The following is a 3,843-nucleotide window of genomic DNA, read 5'->3' as shown; positions in this document are numbered from 1 at the left end:
GTGCGGCGAACCATTGGAATTCCCATGGGCCATGAGCCGAATCCTACGGTTCGCCTATGGTGCGGCCTTGCCCGTCGTCACCGTCCGCTCCGCCGAGAGCCCGCCCCACGTGCCGTCCGGCAGCCGCGCCCTGAGCCGTACCCGATGGCTGACCCCGGCATCCCCGCCGGCGTAGAAGCTGTACTTCGCGTGATCGCGCGGCGCGGTACCGCCCCAGACCAGCGAGGTGGCCGGCTGTCCGTCGAGCTGGATCTGGTACTCCGTGACGACCCCGTCCGTGCGCGGCGGCACCCAGGACAGGTCGATGTAGTACGCCCTGTCGTCGCCCCGGTGCGTGGTCGCGCGGAAGTCCGTGGGGGCGGTGCCGCTCCCGTCGTCGCTGCCGGGCGCGGTGGTCAGCGGGACGGCCGTGCTCGCGGGCGAGAGATTGTCGGAGGCGTCCCGCGCCCGCACGGTGAACGAGTAGCGCGTGCTCGGCCGAAGCCCCGTGACCACGGTCGCGGTCTGGGCTCCGCCCACACTGTGGATCTTCGCCCCGCCCTGGTAGATGTCGTACGACACCACACCCCGGTCGTCCGTCGAGCCGCCCCAGGACAACTGGACGGCCCGGCTGCCGATGACGCGGCCCTGCGGGGTGAGTGGACGGGTGGGCGCCGACTGGTCGGCCGCGACGGCGACCGGTGTCCGCGCCCGGACCGTCCGGCTGCGCGGACCCAGGCGGCCGTCGGTGTCCCGGGCCCGCACGGTGAAGGAGTACAGGGTGGCGGGCCGGAGCCTGGTGACATCCACCATGTGCTCGGAACCCGCTACTTCCTCCACTTTCGTGGTGCCTCGGTATATCTCGTAGGTGCCGATACCCGGGTCCGCCGTCACCGCGTCCCACATGACGTGCACGCTGGTCGCGCTCCCCGCCGCGGCCGTGACGCCGGCCGGGGCGCCGGGGGCGTGGCCGTCCTCCTCGTCGGTCATGCCGCAGGAGGTGAGCAGCAGGAGCACGGCGCACACCAGGACCGTACGGGGGAGAGCGAGGGCGGCACGGAGGCGAGTGGGGGTGGCATGGACGCGTCGCACGATTCTGCCTCCCCGGCATCACGCGGGCACCACACGACGGAAAAGGTCCGGACCAATATGACCTGGGTGGTGCGGCCACATCAAGAGGGGCGCCGTTGCCGACCGGTCACGGGGGTTACGTATGCTGAAGTCAGCACGGCTGAACTCGCCGCTGGGAGTGGGCAGTTCATGCCGGTGGCGCGGACCGCTGTCGTCGCTGATCCCGCGCCGGCGCGGGCGGCCGGGTGGCCGGGGCCGATACCGGCTCGGGTCCCCGGCCCCCGTCGGGAGTGAGGCGGGCTCAGGGCCCCGGCTTCCGTCGGGAAGGGTACGGGCTCACGGATTCGGTTTGCGCCGGGAGTTCGGGGCGTGCACCGTCCGGCCCCCTACCGGTGGCCGCTCGATCGGACCGGTACCAGGGTGGGCTGAGTGTCCGTCAGATCCCCCAGGAGAGGGTCCTCTATCGTGCGTGTCCAGTCGCTGACGCTGGCCGCGGCCGGCGCCGCCCTGCTCGCCCCGACCACGCTGCCCGCCGCAGCCCCCGTCGCGTTCGTCCGACCCCAGGCGGGGCCGGCCGCGTTGCGCGAGGGCGATGTCCGCGCCGCCGACCTGCTGGCCAAGGTGCGTGACTGCGTGCCCGTCTCGCGGGGCCGGTACCGCAGTGACGACGGGGAGCGCGCGACGATCCCGGTCTGCGGCACCAAGGAAGCCGTCTACTGGAAGGCCGACCTGGACATCGACTGCGACGGCCAGGCCGGCGCCCGCTGCAACGCGCGCACCGACCCGCTCTTCTCCTCCATGACGGCCTACCAGCAGTCCGACGGCCGCTATCTGAACGCCGAACGGCTCCCGTACATCGTGGTCCCCGCCGCGAGCGCCCTCTGGAACCATCGGGACCACGGCGTCGGCGGCGGCTCGGTCGCCGCCGTCGTCTACCGGGACCGGGTGCAGTACGCCGTCGTAGGAGACGTCGGTCCGCACGACATCATCGGCGAGGCGTCGTACGCCACGGCCAAGGGCCTCGGCATCCGCACCGACCCGCGCGGCGGCGGTACGGACACCGGCGTCACCTACATCGTGTTCAAGGACTCGCAGGTGAAGCCCATCGAAGACCATGCGGCGGCCGTGGAGACGGGGCAGCGGCTGGCGCGGCTGTTCGTGCAGGGCGCCGCTGGGCGTCCGGGGTCGTAGGCCGCAGCCTGCCGAGCGCTCCGGGGCGGAGTCGTCAGACCGCCGACCAGCCGTCGTCGACCGGCAGGATCACGCCGTTGATGTTGCTGGCCGCGTCCGAGGCGAGGAACACGATGGCGGCGGCCTGCTCCTCGGGCTTGGCCAGGCTGCCGACGTTGACGAAGTGCGGGCCGAGCGCCGCCGGACCGTGGGCGGCGCGGTCGGCCTCCACGGAGATGTTGGTCGCTGTCGCGCCCGGGGCGATGGCGTTCGCGCGGATGCCCTGCTTGCGGTACATCACGGCGAGGTTCTTGGTCAGGCCCACCACCCCGTGCTTCGAGGCCGTGTAGGCGGCGCCCGCCGCACTGCCCCGCAGGCCCGCCTCGGAGGCGGTGTTCACGATCGCGCCCCGGCCGGCCGCGAGCATGTGCGGCAGCGCGGCCCGGGTGAGCAGGAAGGGCGCGGTCAGGTTGACCCGGATGACCCGCTCCCACTCCGCGTCCTCCACGTCCGCCAGTGCCGACATGCGGTCCATGATCCCGGCGTTGTTCACCAGGACGTCGACCCCGCCGAACCGCTCCACGGCGGTCGCGACCACCTCGTCCACGACCGCCTGCTCACTCAGGTCGCCCGTGACCGCGACGGCCGTGCCGCCCGCCTGCTCGATCTCCTTGACGACCGCCCCGGCGCCGTCCGCGTTCAGGTCGGCGGCCACGACCTTGGCACCTTCCGCGGCGAAGGCCAGGGCGGCGGCACGGCCGATGCCCGAACCCGCTCCGGTGACGATGACGCTGCGTCCGTCGAGTCCAGTGGCCATGAGGTTGCTCCTGTCCGTGGTGCGAGGGCTCTGTGCCGCCCGGGGTCCCCACACCATACGACTTAATGTCTCCGAGTGACATAAAGTCATGGTGGAGAATCCCCGGAGGTCACGACCGCAGCCGGAGGGGAACTGATGACCGCACCCAGCGGACGCACGGGACGACCACCTCTCACCGAGGCACGCAAGGCCGAGATCCGCCTGGAGATCGCCCGGGCCGCGGTGGAACTGTTCGTCGCCCAGGGCGTCGCGGCGACCACCGGCGAACAGATCGGCCAGGCGGTCGGCGTCTCCGCCCGCACCGTGTGGCGCTACTTCCCGAGCAAGGAGAGCTGCGTACGACCACTCTTCTCGGCCGGCATCGACGTGATCGCCGCCCGCCTGCGGGAGTGGCGCCCCGGCCACCCCTTGTCGGAACTCTTCGACCCGGCCCTCGCGACCGGCCTCCTCGCCGCGACCGGCCCCGACGGTGCCACCGGCAGCGCCCTCGTCCGCCTCACCCGCACGGAACCGGGCCTCCGCGCGATCTGGCTCCAGACCTACGACGAGGCGGAACCGGCGTTCGCCCGAGCCCTGGCCGACCGCTCGGGCCTACCGGCCGACGATCTACGCCCCATGATCCAGGCGGCGATGCTGAACGCGGCGCTGCGGGCGGCGGTGGAGCGGTTCGCGTGGAGTGTGAGCGGGTCCGTCACCGACGCGGGGGTAGGGGAGGCCGAGGTGGCGGAGACGTTGCGCTCGGCGCTGGCGATCGCGGCGGAGGGGGTTTCTTAGGTGCCGTGGGGGAGTGCGCCTGGGGGCAGGGC

At 72.6% G+C, this 3,843-nt stretch carries 4 protein-coding genes; 2 read left to right on the top strand and 2 right to left on the bottom strand.

Annotation, left to right across the window (positions count from 1 at the left end; translation table 11 throughout):
* Positions 1–54: 54 nt before the first annotated feature.
* Positions 55–1,071: a fibronectin type III domain-containing protein gene (locus tag AC31A1_RS48330; RefSeq protein ID WP_489659415.1), complete on the bottom strand. Its 1,017-nt coding sequence runs from the start codon at positions 1,069–1,071 to the stop codon at positions 55–57.
* Positions 1,072–1,515: 444 nt separating this feature from the next.
* On the opposite strand from AC31A1_RS48330, the gene AC31A1_RS48325 reads away from it, so the two are divergent.
* Positions 1,516–2,241 (top strand): glycoside hydrolase family 75 protein, encoded by a 726-nt coding sequence (locus tag AC31A1_RS48325; RefSeq protein ID WP_489659414.1) that lies wholly within the window; start codon positions 1,516–1,518, stop codon positions 2,239–2,241.
* Between the two features lie 34 nt (positions 2,242–2,275).
* Here AC31A1_RS48325 and AC31A1_RS48320 read toward each other — a convergent pair whose 3' ends face one another.
* A complete protein-coding gene (locus AC31A1_RS48320) occupies positions 2,276–3,037 on the bottom strand; it encodes an SDR family NAD(P)-dependent oxidoreductase (RefSeq protein WP_489659413.1) in 762 nt (253 codons plus the stop codon).
* A gap of 135 nt (positions 3,038–3,172) precedes the next feature.
* On the opposite strand from AC31A1_RS48320, the gene AC31A1_RS48315 reads away from it, so the two are divergent.
* Positions 3,173–3,811: a TetR/AcrR family transcriptional regulator gene (locus AC31A1_RS48315; RefSeq protein ID WP_489659412.1), complete on the top strand. Its 639-nt coding sequence runs from the start codon at positions 3,173–3,175 to the stop codon at positions 3,809–3,811.
* Positions 3,812–3,843: the final 32 nt, after the last annotated feature.

The sequence above is a fragment of the Streptomyces sp. P5F9 genome (genome assembly GCF_057961495.1).
Note: the sequence above shows the minus strand (reverse complement) of the source record. Positions and strands in the feature narration are given on the sequence as shown.

Bases quoted from the DNA above. Each gene is read 5' to 3' on its own strand.
- AC31A1_RS48315 (WP_489659412.1), top strand. From the start codon at position 3,173: ATGACCGCACCCAGCGGACGCACGGGACGACCACCTCTCACCGAGGCA.
- AC31A1_RS48320 (WP_489659413.1), bottom strand. From the start codon at position 3,037: ATGGCCACTGGACTCGACGGACGCAGCGTCATCGTCACCGGAGCGGGT.